Consider the following 13714-nt stretch of genomic DNA (forward strand, 5'->3'; position numbering starts at 1 on the left):
TTGTGGACCAAGCCCTACTACCCAGGCTTGTGACGAAGCCGATCCAGCGCGTCTCGAAGTGCATTGGCGGCATCGCCACGCTCGTCAGGGGACATCAGCTCCGGTTCAAGTTCCAACCTGAAGTGCGGCAGCTCGGTCCGAACAGCACGACGAGCGGCCGCCAAATTGGCCTTCAGATCGATGACGCGGTAGGTGGCGACGGGATAGGCGATCCCCTTGACCTGGACTTGCCCCAGTTCTTCACAGTCGATTGCGTCCTTCACTTGCGCAAACGTCTCGTAGGAAATGAGGATTGTCCCCGGCGGCGCCTCCTGCTCCAGGCGCGAGGCGAGATTCACGGCGCCGCCGATTATCGTGTAGTCCATCCGGTCCTCGCTGCCGAAGTTACCGACGGTGCAGTAGTCGGTATGGATGCCGATGCGACAGCGCAGCGGTGTTTCGATCCCCATGTCCCGCCAGACTTCGGCAAGCTCGCTAATCCGCTTTTGCATTGCAAGTGCCATCTGCGCGCAAGCCAGCGCGTCCTCCTTGACGCCGCGAGTCTCGGGATCGCCGAAAAACATCAGGATCGCGTCGCCGACATATTTGTCGATCGTAGCGCCGTGATCCGAAGCAATTTTCGACATTTCCGTCAGATAGTGATTGAGGAGTTGGGTGAGATCCTCGGATTCCATTTTGTCAGTGGTCTCGGTAAAGCCCGCGATATCGGAGAAGCATATTGTCAGTTTCTTCCGCTGGCTGGCGATCCTGACCTCCTGGCGGCCGGTGAATATCGAGCGATACACTTGGGGCGCCAGATACTTCGCCAGCTTGCTGGAAAGCGCCTCCAGAACCACGGATTTCTCGGCGAGGTTCTCCTCCCTTTGCTTCAGCTCAGTGATATCCGAATAGACGGCGACCGTGCCGCCGGCGCTGATCCGCCGCTCGCTGATCATGACCCATCGCCCGTCGCCTCGCCGCTGCACCCAAGGTTCGCCAGGGTTGCGGTGCCGCGAGAGGCGCTCGGCGACCCACTCCTCGACCCGCCCCTCGGCGTCCCTGATGTAGCCGCGCTCAGCGGATCGGCGAATGATTTGCTCGAATATCGTGCCGGGCGTCAGTTCGGTCTCCAGACCGGCGTAGAGCAATTCGCGGTAGCGGCTGTTGCTGAGGACGAGCCGGTCCTCCCCGTCGTACAGAGCGAATCCTTCGGAGATGCTTTCGATGGCATCGATGAGCCGCTGACGAGCTTCCGCAACGTCGCGCAGGTTCTTTTCCTCGACCTCGACGGCAGTATCCCGGAAAAGTCTCAGCGCTTCGGCCATGCGCCCGATTTCGTCGCTGCCCGCGGCTGGCAGCGGCGCACGAAGGTTGCCCCCCGCAATCGCGAGCATGCCCTGGCTCACGGCCCCCAGTCGGGCGAGGAGGCTGCGGTCGACATAGAGCCAGACAACCAGAACCGAACTCAGGAGGCTGAGGAAGGCGGAGCCGAGCACAACCGCGGTGCCGTAGCGCTGGACGAGCGCGGCTTCGCGACCGGACGCAGCGATCTCCTGGTCTGCCGTGGCGACCAGGCGATCGACGCCAGCGGTGAGATTGCGCGACAGTCGATTGTTCTCGGCCAGAAGCCTTTCGCCCTGTGCCAGGACAGCAAACTCGTCCTCCCGCGCCTTGGGGATGCTGTCCTCGCCGTCGGTCAAGCCCTTGAACTCATCGACACGCTGCCGAAAGCGGGTCCGCAGCTTTTCGTCGATCTCCGTGGAAACCTTTTCAAGAGCAGTGAGCGAACGGCGTAGCGGAAAAAGGATCAACGCCAGGTCGCCCGGCGTCGGCGCGTTCGCGACCTTCACCAGCGCGTCGTTGACTGCCGAGATCTCCAGCTGCGCCTTCTGCTGGGGGATGTAGGCCGCAATCGCCTGGACCAGGTCGGCCATCGCCGCTGCGCGTCGATCGGGCGACAGCGACGTGTCGGCCGCGACCGCCCGCCATTGCGGCAGCCTGGAATCCATCACTAGGATGCCGGTGGCGACAAGGCGCTGGCTTCCGGTTGTCGTCGCGGCGAGGCGGTTCAGGAGCTCCTCCTTGCGGGCGACCACGTCGAGCCGGGCGACAACAAGAGAGTCGAGCTCCTTCAGGTTGCGCCTCAGAACAATCGCGGCTTCCTCAATCTCGGCCAAAGGCACTGTGCCCAACGTGGCATCCCGGAGGTCCGTGCGCAGGGCCTCGAGGCGGGACATCTCGAGCGCGACGGCAGCCGAGACCTCGCTGTGCTGAGCCCTGCTTGTCGCTGCCAGCACCGATGGCGCGGCAGCAGCGACCCGTTCGGCCTGGCGCGACAGCTGGAGGGAGGCGAGCGCCGACGGCACTCGATCCGTGGTAATTCGGTCCACGACGTCGCCAACCTGGAGGAAGGCATAAAGCGCCGCAGCCGTTGCCAGCACCGCAAGGGCGCTGATCCCGAAAAAGGCGAGCAACAGCCGGCCACGTATGCCGAGGCGTTCAAGCATCTCGGCGAGTCGGAACAGTCCGGCCACACTGGTCTGCATCAGACTAGACATCTCAGCCGGCACGCCGGCGATCAGCGAACCCTATTCAACCGGCACGTACTCTCCGCCGCGCCAGACGTACCAAACCCAGCTCTGCTTCGTGAGGTCGCCCTTGTCGTCGAAATCGACCCGGCCGATCACGGTGTCGAATTCCTGTTCGTGCAGTGCCGCAATGACGGCCTTCGGCTCCAGCGAACCTGCCTTCGAGACCGCCTGGGCCCAAACCTGGACCGCGCAGTAGCTCAACAGCGTGTAGCCCGCGGGTTCGAAATTCTCCGCACGGAACTGCTCAACGACCGCGGCCGCTTCGGGGCTTCGCCTCGCGTCCGCCGGGAACGTGAAGAGGGTCCCCTCCGCCGCGGGGCCGGCGATCAGGGCAAATTCCTCGGTCGCCAAAGCATCTCCGGATATGAGCTGAACCGTGTAGCCACTGTCGTGTGCAGCGCGAGCAATCAGCGCAACCTCGGCATGATACCCACCCACATATAAGGCGGAGACGCCGGCGGTCCGCAACGTAGCGACCTCGGCCGAATAGTCGTCCTTCCCGGGAATGTATGCGTCGTAAACGGCCTCAGTCACGCCCCGCTTGTGCAGCTGCTTCCTGGTCTCGTCGGCGAGACCCTTCCCATAGGTCGAGTTGTCGTGGAGGATCGCAATCTTCTTGTTGCCCCAGCGATCGGCAAGGTAGTTGCCAGCGATGAAACCTTGCGCGTCGTCGCGGCCAATGGTGCGAAAGACATTGGCACGGCCCTGTTCGGTCAGCTGCGGATTGGTCGAGCCTGGGGATATCTCAACGACGCCCGCCTCCTCGTACACTTTTGATGCGGGGATCGAGGCCCCGGAGCAATAATGCCCGACGACGAGCACGACCCCGTCAGCCACCAGCTTCTTGGCGGCCGCCACAGCTTGCTCGGGATCGCAGAAGTCGTCGACCGAGATGAGCCTCACCTTCTGGCCGAGCACGCCGCCCGCCGTGTTGACGTCGGCCACTGCCATCTCCGCGCCGCGCTGTCCCTGCTCGCCGATCCAGGCGAGCCGTCCCGTCATCGCAGCCGAGACGCCGATCAGCACCTCCGCCCGTGCGGAGCTGAACACGGCCGCGAGAACCAAGATCAGTATGGCGATGATGCGGTGCATGTGTGCACCCCCTTAACTGTAGCTTACGCCAATCCCGTCAAAGCCGACAGCCCCTTCGGCAAGCGCGACTGTCTCGGGCTGCTATTGCAGCGCACACCCAATTTGGCGAAGCAAGCATACACTGGAATGGCGTGTCATAACTTCGTTCGCTGAGGTCGGAATCGCGCGCCAAATCCGGACGTTACCACTGACCGGAGTGAGCGTCGTGATTGGGTCACGGAGCGTCATGCGACGCTCCCAACTGGATGACGGCAAAGGGTCGAACTCGGTCGTTCAGAGTGATTGGGTTTTGACCCAAGCACTCTGCAGCCAAGTGGAAACGCGCCTAAAATAAATAGTTAGAGCGGGATGCCCGCTTCAACTTGAACGCATCCCGCTCTAGCTGAAGCGGCTCCCGATAAGCCGGCTCCACTGCTCGCCCGCAAGGCCGTTCAGGAAGACTTGCGAGTTCTTCATCGCGTCCAAAAGCTCTGGATCGCGTGAATGTACCACCGTTGAGGCAACGGTCAGGAAAGCAATGCGTCGTCCAAGCATCGCCTCCAGAAGTGCAGGTTGAATACGTCCGCGCAGGCCGCTGACGCCGCGCGTGGCGGCGTGATCGATCAGGCAGTCAATCACCGGGCCCGCCTGGCCGGGGAGGGCGAAGATCTGCAGCACGCGACCAATTTCATACTTCCGTGCGTAGTAGGCGAAAGCGCCGACATTGGTGCCGACTGGCGACGTCACACAAACGTAGACAAGCTCCCCCAGATCCGGCTTTTGTGCCGCATCTGTCAGGATGTGGTCGAGTTGATCTTCCGTCCAGTCAGGCCGCAGGGCGAATTGAGCGGTAAACGGTTCGATGAGCCTGGCAAATGCATGGCTGTCGATTTCGGATGTACGAAATGCTCCGTGGCCTGCCCCGTCCACCGCCACACCCGACCAACGTCGTTCGCTGGACGTCATCCTTCTGCAGTAAAATCGGTCGACTGCACGCGCCAGCGGATTGAGCATTCGCGCAAGCGCCATGCGATTGGCGGAAAGGCTGAGCATGAAGGCCGCGGGGCGCATCACACGGACCCAGTCAAGGCTGTATTGCGGCAGGACCACGCCGCGCAGCCGGGTCCACAATTTCACGGAAATATCGTTGGCCGTCTCGCTGAAGGAGATGTCCTGCGGACCATCCAGGTAAGCTTTCAGCAAGCGGGCGCCGGCCAGCGGGTCGTGCTCATGGTCCTCGACCATGAGCGAGCTACAGATGGCCGCGCGTAGTTGTCGGCCGTTGAACGTCATCGGCAGGACGTGGACGCCGACAAATCCGGAGACGCGACCGGCGTCGTTGACATGGACAAGCGACCGGAGGTTGTCTGCGCAACCGGGCGCATCCAGATAAAACCGTTGCATGTATTCCACGAGAGAGGCCGGCGCTTCGGTCCTCTCCTTCAACAGCACGCGCTGAAACATGTTCGCAACTGCCGGGAGGTCGGCGCCTTGCAAGGCGCGAATGACGCTCAAGCCCGGCTCCCGCCACCAAAGTCCCATCCACCGAGCTTCCGGGCCAAGGCGACGCGAGGCACGAGAACATCGGGCGCGCGTTCCAACTCGACGCCCATGAAGCCGTGCAACCTCGGCCAGTTGGCATCGCCCCGGTGACCGAACGGAGTGCTGAATTGCTGCGGCAAGGTGGAACCCTTTGCTTGACCGACGAAAACCGGCGTCATTGCTGCTAGCAGATTCAGGTAAACCGATATTAAAGTCGTTGCTTTGAATGGTAGCGAACCGGGTTTGTCCGGGCCCCATAGCTGGACATCAGCAATTTTGGTTCCTGGCGGACTCTAAACGACCAGCGGCATGAGTTGCGTGCTGCGCGCCGAACCGTTTCGGCTGGCCAAAGTTTCGCGTGGCGGCTCTTGACTGGGAGCGCGGGCGTAATACGGTGAGGACAAATACCGGCTCCGACCGCCGGGCGGCAAGAATGCCTCGTATGCCTCGCCCTGCGGCGGTGGCTGCGGGGCATTGTCATTTTTGAGGCATTGCTTGAAACGGCATATCGACATCGGCATTCTCTATTCGCGGTCCGGCAACTACCGGCTGGTGTCCGAATCCTGCCGTGCGGGTGCGATGAACGCCATCGCCGACGTCAACGGCGATCTCGCTATCCCATTCGAATTCATCCCGATCGAGCGCGACCCGCAGGGCAACATCGATCGCTATGCAAGCGGCTGCGCGGACATTCTCGCCAACAGCGGCGCGCGTCACATCATTGGCTGCGTCACCTCGTGGAGCCGCAAGGAGGTCATTCCAATCCTGGAAAGGGCAGGCGGCACGCTGTGGTACGCCTGCCCGTACGAGGGCTTCGAAGCCAACGAGCATGTCGTCTACACACACGCCTGCCCCAATCAGCATCTCGTACCGCTGCTCGCCTATGTCGTGCCTCGTTTCGGCGCCGATGGCTTCCTGCTCGGTTCCAACTACATCTGGGGCTGGGAGACCAACCGCGTGGCGCGCGACCTGATTGCGGACGCTGGCGGCAAGGTGCTGGGCGAACGCTATCTGCCGCTCGGCGAGGTCGATGTTGCGCGGCTGATCGCGGAGATACAGGCGACGAGACCTGATTTCATTCTGAACAATCTCATCGGCCCTTCTTCTTATGCCTTCATCGCTGCCTATGCGGAGCTTGGCCGGCGCGACCCGCATTTCAGGCCGGAGCGTTGCCCGATCCTGTCCTGCAATCTCACGGAATGCGAATTGCCGGCGCTCAACGGGGCAGGCGATGGCCACCTTTCCGTTGGGCCCTATTTTCACGACATCTCGGGGGCGGATCGCGGTGCGGTTCCAGTGCCTTCCGTCATGCCGGCCTCATCCTTCGAGGCGGCGGCTTATGCCTCGGTGCGCATGCTCGCCGAGATCCTCACCCTTAACCCCGGTGCACAATGGACGGACCTTCCCAAGGTCTTTTCCGAAACATCATTTCGAACGCCGCTGGGCGACATCGCCATCGACCAGCAAACCCAGCATGCTACCTTGCCGGTGCTAATCGGACGCATCGATGGAACATCGTTCAAAACGGTCACACTGACGAAGGGCGTGGCACCCGATCCCTACCTTTCCCGCTATGACCGGACGGAGACGTTCGGGCGGCCACGCCTGCGGGTGGTGTCGTGAGCAAGATGGCGCGTATCCCGAACCTTGGAGGCGCCAGGGCTTTTGTCCTGCATCGTCCACATCCGACCGTGCAGGCGATCACAAGGCAATTGTCGGCCATCGGCCTTGAGGCGATTGGCTTCTGGCCGGAACTGCCGGCCGAAGCCTTGGCGGCGGACTTCGTCTTCTTCGACGTCGATCTCGGCTTTGACGAGCAATTTCCGTGGAAGCCGGGCGAGGCGCCGATGCCGCTGATAGCACTGATCGGCTCCGAGGCGCCGGGGCGCGTCGAATGGGCATTGTCGCACAAGGCCGATGCGCAGTTGCTGAAACCGGTCGGCAATGCCGGCGTCTATAGCGCACTTTTAATCGCAAGGCAGAGTTTCGAGGCGCGCAAGCTTCTGGCCAGCGAGATTGCCTCGCTTCGTCAGCGGGTCGCGGAGCGCCAGACCATCGTACGCGCGGTAGAGGTCTTGTCGAAGGGCGCCGAGGACGGCCGTGCCTATGCGCAGCTCCGCTCGCTGGCGATGAGCTGGCAAATCAGTGTCGAGGAAGCCGCGCGCAGGATCGTGGCGATGACACAAGAAGAAGGCGACGATGACCAATCCGATCGCGCCTGAGCTTTCGGCCGCCGGGCGTATGCCAGCCAAGCCTCGCGCCGGCGTCTGGCGACGTCTGCTAAAACGGCCTCTCGCTTTGCTCGGCCTCGGGATTATTGCCGTTGTCTTGGCCGGCGCCATTCTTGCACCGTGGCTGACAGGCTACGATCCAAACGAGCAGATGTTCGACGGGCTCACGCTTGAAGGCGCGCCACTGCCGCCGGGAGCCCAGTTCTGGCTGGGCACCGACCTGCTTGGCCGCGACCTGCTGACCCGTCTCCTATTCGGCGCGCGCACGTCGCTGATCATCGGCATCGTCGCCAATGGCGTGGCGCTTCTGATCGGCACGCTGGTCGGCATCACCGCCGGCTATTTCCGCGGCTGGATCGGCAGCGCGCTTATGCGCTTCACCGATTTGATGATGGCTTTCCCGGCGCTGCTGCTCGCCATCTGCCTGGCGGCGGTGCTCCAGCCGAGCCTGTGGATCGTCGCCATGGTGATCGCATTGGTGAACTGGGTGCAGACCGCCCGCGTCATCTACACCGAGACAAGTTCGCTCTCCGAACGCGAGTTCATCGATGCCGAGCGCACCATCGGCGCTAGCGCTCCACGCATCCTGTTCCGCCATATCCTGCCACATCTTTTGCCGACGATCATCGTCTGGGGCACGCTCGGTATTTCGACCACGGTGCTGCTCGAAGCGACGCTCAGCTATCTCGGCATCGGCGTGCAACCGCCGACCGCGTCATGGGGCAACATCATCTTCGAGAACCAGACCTATTTCCAGGCCGCGCCCTGGCTGGTCTTCTTTCCCGGTGCGGCGATCCTGGCACTGGCGCTGGCCTTCAACCTGATCGGTGACGCACTGCGCGACATCCTCGATCCGACGCAAAGGGGGCGGGCATGATCGCCTATCTCGGCCGCCGCGTTGTCCAGTCGGTGCTCATCTTGCTCGGCGTCTCTCTGATCACCTTTGCGCTGCTCTACCTGCTGCCCGCCGATCCCGTCCGCCAGATCGCCGGCCGCAGCGCCACACCCGAGACGGTCGAAAACATCCGCCGGCAGCTCGGCCTCGACCAGCCCTTCGTCGTCCAGTATTGGCACTATCTGACCAGCCTTCTCAGCGGCGATCTGGGGCGCTCCTACATTCAGCGCTCGGAGGTCACGGAGCTTATCGTCTCGCGGCTGCCGGCAAGCCTGCTGCTGATGGTCGGCGCCATTGCCTGCGAAGTCGTGATCGGGCTGACGATGGGCCTCATCGCCGCCGTCAAGCGTGGCACCGCCACCGACCAGTCGCTGATGGTCGCCTCCTTCGTTGGCGTCTCGGCGCCGCAATTCGTCGTCGGCCTGATGCTGCTTTATGTGTTCGCGGTGCGGCTCGGCTGGTTCCCGATCGGCGGTTACGGCACCTGGCGTCATCTGGTGCTGCCGTCGCTGACCATGGGAATTCTCGGCGCCGGCTGGTACGCCCGCATGATGCGCTCGTCGATGATCGACGTGCTGCGCCAGGACTACGTGCGTACCGCGCGTGCCAAGGGTCTTGCACGCAGCGCCATTATCCTCCGGCACGCGCTGCCCAACGCCATCCTGCCGGTCATCGCCATGATCGGCATCGATATCGGCATCTTCATGGGCGGCATCGTGGTTGTCGAAAGCGTGTTCGGCTGGCCAGGCATCGGCCAGCTAGCCTGGCAGGCCATTCAGCGCATCGACATTCCGATCATCATGGGGGTCACCCTGGTTTCGGCCTTTGCCATCGTGCTCGGCAATCTCCTGGCCGACACTGTCGCACCGTTCATCGATCCACGCATCAAGCTCAGATGAAAACCAAGAAAACCAGAGAAAGGGAACATGACATGAGAAAATATCTAATATCGACCGTGGCGGCATCGGCGCTTGCGCTGGTGCTTGGCATGACAAGCGTACGTGCCGAAGACGCCGTCGATCCGAATGCCAAGCAGGGCGGCGCGATCACCATCACCTACAAGGACGACGTCGCCACGCTCGATCCGGCCATCGGCTATGACTGGCAGAACTGGTCGATGATCAAGAGCCTGTTCGACGGGCTGATGGACTACGAGCCGGGCACCACCAACCTGCGGCCCGACCTTGCCGAGAGCTACGAGATTGCGCCCGACGGCAAGACCTTCACCTTCAAGCTGCGCCACGGAGTGAAGTTCCACAATGGCCGCGAGATGACCGCCGACGACGTGAAATATTCGCTCGACCGGGTCACCAATCCAAAGACACAGAGCCCGGGTGCCGGTTTCTTCGGCTCGATCAAAGGCTATGACAACGTCGCTGCCGGCAAGGCGGAGAGCCTGGCGGGCATAACCGTCGTCGATCCCTACACGATCAAGTTCGAGCTGACCCGGCCCGACGCCACCTTCCTGCATGTCATGGCGATCAACTTCTCGCATGTGGTGCCGAAGGAAGAAGTCGAAAAATACGGCGCAGACTTCGGCAAACATCCGGTCGGAACCGGCGCCTTCAAGCTCGCCGAATGGACGCTCGGCCAGCGCGTCGTATTCGAGCGCAACCCGGATTACTGGCACGAGGGTCTGCCGCATCTCGACAAGATCACCTTTGAGATCGGCCAGGAGCCGATCGTGGCGCTGCTGCGGCTCCAGAAAGGCGAGATCGACGTTCCCGGCGACGGCATTCCGCCGGCGAAATTCCAGGAGGTGATGGCCGATCCCGAGCAGAAGGCCCGTGTTGTCGAGGGCGGCCAGTTACACACCGGCTATATCACCATGAATACCACCATGGCGCCCTTCGACAACGTGAAGGTGCGGCAGGCGGTCAACATGGCGATCAACAAGGACCGCATCGTCCAGCTGATCAACAACCGTGCGGTGCCGGCCAATCAGCCGTTGCCGCCGTCGATGCCTGGCTATGACAAGGAATTCAAGGGCTATCCCTATGACGTGGCCAAGGCCAAGGCCTTGCTTGCCGAGGCCGGGCATCCCGACGGATTTGACACGCAGCTGTTTGCCATGAACACCGATCCCAACCCGCGCATCGCGCAGGCCATTCAGCAGGATCTGGCGGCGGTCGGCATCAAGGCCAGCATCCAGTCGCTCGCGCAGGCCAACGTCATCGCCGCCGGCGGCGACAAGGCCGGTGCGCCGATGATCTGGTCCGGCGGCATGGCCTGGATCGCCGACTTCCCCGATCCGTCGAACTTCTACGGCCCGATCCTCGGCTGTGCTGGTGCCGTCCCGGGCGGCTGGAACTGGTCGTGGTATTGCAACAAGGCGCTCGACGCCAAGGCGGCCGAAGCCGACTCCATCGTCGACCCGGCCAGGGCTGGCGAACGCGCCAAGATGTGGAGCGAGATCTACGGCAAGATCATGGAAGACGCGCCCTGGGCACCGGTCTTCAACGAGCAGCGTTTCACCATGAAATCAACCCGCATGGGTGGCGCCGACAACCTCTATGTCGACCCGGTCCACATCCCGATCAACTACGACAATGTGTATGTGACCGATGTGCAATAACTGCGACTACACCATCCACGGGCGCCACCATCATTTCGGCTGGGACAATTCCTTTGTCCCGGCCGAACGGGTGGCGCCAGGGGCGACGATCGAGTTCCAGTGCTTGGACTCGTCCGGCGGGCAGCTGACGATGGAGAGCACCATCGACGACGTTGCTTTGCTCGACTTTGCCAAGGTGAACCCGGTCACTGGGCCAATCTATGTCGACGGGGCAGAACCGGGCGATGCCCTGAAAATCACCATCGAGGCGTTCAAGCCATCAGGCTTCGGTTGGACGGCGAACATCCCGGGATTCGGTCTGCTGGCGAATGACTTCTCCCAACCGGCACTGAATATCTGGAAGTACGACGCCGCCTCGCTCGAACCGGCGCTGTTCGGCAAGAGCGGCCGGGTGCCGCTCAAGCCCTTCGCCGGCACCATCGGCAATGCCCCGGCTGAGCCGGGTCTGCATTCGGTGGTTCCGCCGCGGCGCGTGGGCGGCAACCTGGATATCCGCGATCTCGCCGCCGGCACGGTGCTCTACCTGCCCGTAGAGGTCGCGGGCGCGTTGTTCTCGGTCGGCGACACGCACGCCGCGCAAGGCGATGGCGAGGTCTGCGGCACGGCGATCGAGAGCCCCATGAACGCCGTGCTGACGCTCGATCTGGTCAAGGATGCCCGGCTGCGGACGCCGCGTTTCACAACGCCCGGTCCGGTGTCGCGGCATCTCGACGCCAAGGGCTACGAGGTGACAACCGGTATCGGGCCGGATCTGATGGACGGCGCCAGGAGTGCCGTTTCCCAGATGATCGACCTGCTCTCCGGCCGCTACGGCATGGATCCGGTAGATGCCTATATGCTCGTCTCGGTTTGCGGTGACCTGCGCATCAGCGAGATCGTCGACATGCCCAACTGGGTGGTTTCGTTCTACTTCCCCCGCTGCGTCTTTGAATGAAGGTGGAGGACATCAAACGATCCAGGCAGGCCGCCGCGGAGAGTGGCTCTCTCAGGCCGGTACTCAGCGTCTCAGGCCTGAGCGTCGCCGTGCGCGGCGAGGAGGGCGAGCGCGACGTCGTTTCCGACCTGACATTCGGCCTGACGCGCGGCGAAACGCTTTGCATCGCCGGCGAGTCCGGTTCCGGCAAGTCGATGACGGCGCTGGCCATCATGGGCTTGCTGCCGCAGCCGGCGGCACGCATCGGATCAGGCTCCATCCGGCTCGGCGATCAGGACCTCGCGGCTCTCAGCGAGAGCGGCATGCGCCGCATCCGCGGCGACCGGATTGCCATGATCTTTCAGGAACCGATGACATCGCTCAATCCGGTGCTGTCCATCGGCCGTCAGCTCACGGAGGCGATCGATGCACACACCTCGATGTCGCGCTCCAACTCGCGGCTGAGGGCGCTCGAGGCGCTGAAGGCAGTCCGAATTCCGGATGCCGAACGGCGGCTCGAGCACTATCCGCACGAACTCTCAGGCGGCATGCGCCAGCGCGTGATGATTGCCATGGCTCTGGCCCTGAACCCGGACGTGCTGATCGCCGATGAGCCGACGACCGCCCTCGATGTCACGGTTCAGGGTGAGGTGCTGGAACTGCTGCGCGACCTGCAGCGCGAGCACGGCACCAGTGTTATCCTGATCACGCACGACATGGGCGTCGTCGCCGAGATGGCGGACCGCGTCATCATCATGCGTGACGGACGGATGGTCGAGCAGGGCAGCGCGGCTGACATCTTCAATCGCCCGCAGGCCGACTATACACGCGAGCTTCTGGCCGCCGTGCCGCGCATTGGCGGCGGACGGACCGTCGAAGAACGACAAGACGCCGCCAACATGCCGGCCGAGCTTGTATCTGTCAGCGATCTTCACGTCCGCTTCGACCTGCACGGCGGCTTCTTCAGCCGCGTTGACCGCAGGGTGCACGCGGTCGAAGGCGTCAGTTTCTCGATCGCGCCGCACGAAACCCTGTCGCTGGTCGGCGAATCGGGCTGCGGCAAGTCGACGACGGCCAAGGCGATCGCCGGGCTGGTGCCCTACACCGGCAGCATTTTAATCGGCGGCCAGGACTTGTCGGCGCTCAGCCGCAAGGAGCGCAAGGCTGTCCGCCGCAATGTGCAGATGATCTTTCAGGATCCCTTCGCGTCCCTCGATCCGCGCATGCGGGTCGGCGATCTCGTCGCCGAGCCTCTGCTGATCCACGGCCTCGGCGACAGAGAGCAACGGCATGCCCAGATCGCCGCCCTGTTCGAACGCGTCGGCCTCTCGGCTGACCAGATGGAGCGCTATCCCCACGAATTCTCCGGCGGGCAGCGCCAGCGAATCTGCATTGCGCGGGCGCTGGCGCTGCGACCAAAGCTGATCATTGCCGACGAGAGCGTCTCTGCTCTCGACGTGTCGGTGCAGGCGCGCGTGTTAAGATTGCTGAAGGAGCTGCAGCGCGAATTCGGCGTCGCATATCTCTTCATCTCGCACGACATGGCGGTGGTCGAGAACATCTCCGATCGCGTGGCGGTAATGTATCTGGGGCAGATCGTCGAGATGGGCACCCGCGACCAGATCTTCTCCAACCCGCGCCATCCTTACACAAAGCGGCTGATCGAAGCCGTTCCGGTTCCCGATCCAGGCCGGCGCCGCGCCCGGTTCGCCCGTTTGGACAGCGAAATTCCAAGCGCTGTGCGGCGGATCGGTGACGAGCCCCGGAAACTCAAGCTCGAAGATGTTGGCGACGGCCACCTCGTCGCCACTTGATCGAGCTTAGGCTGCCTCGTGCAGCCAATCCCGCAGAGGCTCGGGGACAGCTGCATATGTGATGTTCGAGCGGAGGAAAATGATCGGCGATGGCGCTGCCGCG

At 63.0% G+C, this 13714-nt stretch carries 10 protein-coding genes; 7 read left to right on the top strand and 3 right to left on the bottom strand.

The window, feature by feature from the left end; all coding sequences use genetic code 11:
* Positions 1–17: 17 nt before the first annotated feature.
* The 3 genes from NKH49_RS02125 to NKH49_RS02135 all read right to left on the bottom strand — a co-directional run bounded on the left by NKH49_RS02125 (position 18) and on the right by NKH49_RS02135 (position 5156).
* Positions 18–2486 carry an adenylate/guanylate cyclase domain-containing protein gene (locus tag NKH49_RS02125; RefSeq protein WP_352470705.1) on the bottom strand — a complete coding sequence of 823 codons (2469 nt, stop codon included), beginning with the start codon at positions 2484–2486 and terminating at the stop codon, positions 18–20.
* Between the two features lie 81 nt (positions 2487–2567).
* Positions 2568–3662 (bottom strand): branched-chain amino acid ABC transporter substrate-binding protein, encoded by a 1095-nt coding sequence (locus NKH49_RS02130; protein WP_352470633.1) that lies wholly within the window; start codon positions 3660–3662, stop codon positions 2568–2570.
* 378 nt (positions 3663–4040) lie between these two features.
* On the bottom strand, positions 4041–5156 hold the full coding sequence (locus NKH49_RS02135; RefSeq protein ID WP_352612440.1) for a hypothetical protein: 1116 nt from the start codon (positions 5154–5156) through the stop codon (positions 4041–4043).
* A gap of 522 nt (positions 5157–5678) precedes the next feature.
* Between NKH49_RS02135 and NKH49_RS02140 the strand changes: the two genes are divergently transcribed.
* From NKH49_RS02140 to NKH49_RS02170, 7 genes are read left to right on the top strand one after another with little or no spacing between them, the layout of a single operon-like run.
* The gene (locus NKH49_RS02140; RefSeq protein WP_352470631.1) at positions 5679–6806 is read left to right on the top strand and encodes a transporter substrate-binding protein; all 1128 of its coding nucleotides are present in this window, start codon (positions 5679–5681) and stop codon (positions 6804–6806) included.
* On the top strand, positions 6803–7405 hold the full coding sequence (locus tag NKH49_RS02145; RefSeq protein ID WP_352455770.1) for an ANTAR domain-containing response regulator: 603 nt from the start codon (positions 6803–6805) through the stop codon (positions 7403–7405). The genes NKH49_RS02140 and NKH49_RS02145 overlap by 4 nt, the downstream gene beginning before the upstream one ends.
* Positions 7406–7424: 19 nt before the next feature.
* Positions 7425–8291 carry an ABC transporter permease gene (locus NKH49_RS02150; protein WP_352470704.1) on the top strand — a complete coding sequence of 289 codons (867 nt, stop codon included), beginning with the start codon at positions 7425–7427 and terminating at the stop codon, positions 8289–8291.
* Positions 8288–9208: an ABC transporter permease gene (locus tag NKH49_RS02155; protein ID WP_352470630.1), complete on the top strand. Its 921-nt coding sequence runs from the start codon at positions 8288–8290 to the stop codon at positions 9206–9208. The genes NKH49_RS02150 and NKH49_RS02155 overlap by 4 nt, the downstream gene beginning before the upstream one ends.
* A gap of 32 nt (positions 9209–9240) precedes the next feature.
* On the top strand, positions 9241–10884 hold the full coding sequence (locus NKH49_RS02160) for an ABC transporter substrate-binding protein (RefSeq protein ID WP_352470629.1): 1644 nt from the start codon (positions 9241–9243) through the stop codon (positions 10882–10884).
* Positions 10874–11818 (top strand): acetamidase/formamidase family protein, encoded by a 945-nt coding sequence (locus NKH49_RS02165; protein ID WP_352470628.1) that lies wholly within the window; start codon positions 10874–10876, stop codon positions 11816–11818. Before NKH49_RS02160 ends, NKH49_RS02165 begins: the two co-directional genes overlap by 11 nt.
* Positions 11815–13611 carry an ABC transporter ATP-binding protein gene (locus NKH49_RS02170; protein ID WP_352870951.1) on the top strand — a complete coding sequence of 599 codons (1797 nt, stop codon included), beginning with the start codon at positions 11815–11817 and terminating at the stop codon, positions 13609–13611. Before NKH49_RS02165 ends, NKH49_RS02170 begins: the two co-directional genes overlap by 4 nt.
* Positions 13612–13714: the final 103 nt, after the last annotated feature.

The sequence above is a fragment of the Mesorhizobium sp. M1088 genome (genome assembly GCF_040318575.1).
GTDB lineage: Bacteria > Pseudomonadota > Alphaproteobacteria > Rhizobiales > Rhizobiaceae > Mesorhizobium.

Coding starts and splice junctions, on each gene's coding strand:
- NKH49_RS02170 (WP_352870951.1), top strand. CDS start 11,815: ATGAAGGTGGAGGACATCAAACGATCCAGGCAGGCCGCCGCGGAGAGT.
- NKH49_RS02150 (WP_352470704.1), top strand. CDS start 7,425: ATGCCAGCCAAGCCTCGCGCCGGCGTCTGGCGACGTCTGCTAAAACGG.
- NKH49_RS02155 (WP_352470630.1), top strand. CDS start 8,288: ATGATCGCCTATCTCGGCCGCCGCGTTGTCCAGTCGGTGCTCATCTTG.
- NKH49_RS02130 (WP_352470633.1), bottom strand. CDS start 3,662: ATGCACCGCATCATCGCCATACTGATCTTGGTTCTCGCGGCCGTGTTC.
- NKH49_RS02165 (WP_352470628.1), top strand. CDS start 10,874: ATGTGCAATAACTGCGACTACACCATCCACGGGCGCCACCATCATTTC.
- NKH49_RS02160 (WP_352470629.1), top strand. CDS start 9,241: ATGAGAAAATATCTAATATCGACCGTGGCGGCATCGGCGCTTGCGCTG.
- NKH49_RS02125 (WP_352470705.1), bottom strand. CDS start 2,486: ATGCTTGAACGCCTCGGCATACGTGGCCGGCTGTTGCTCGCCTTTTTC.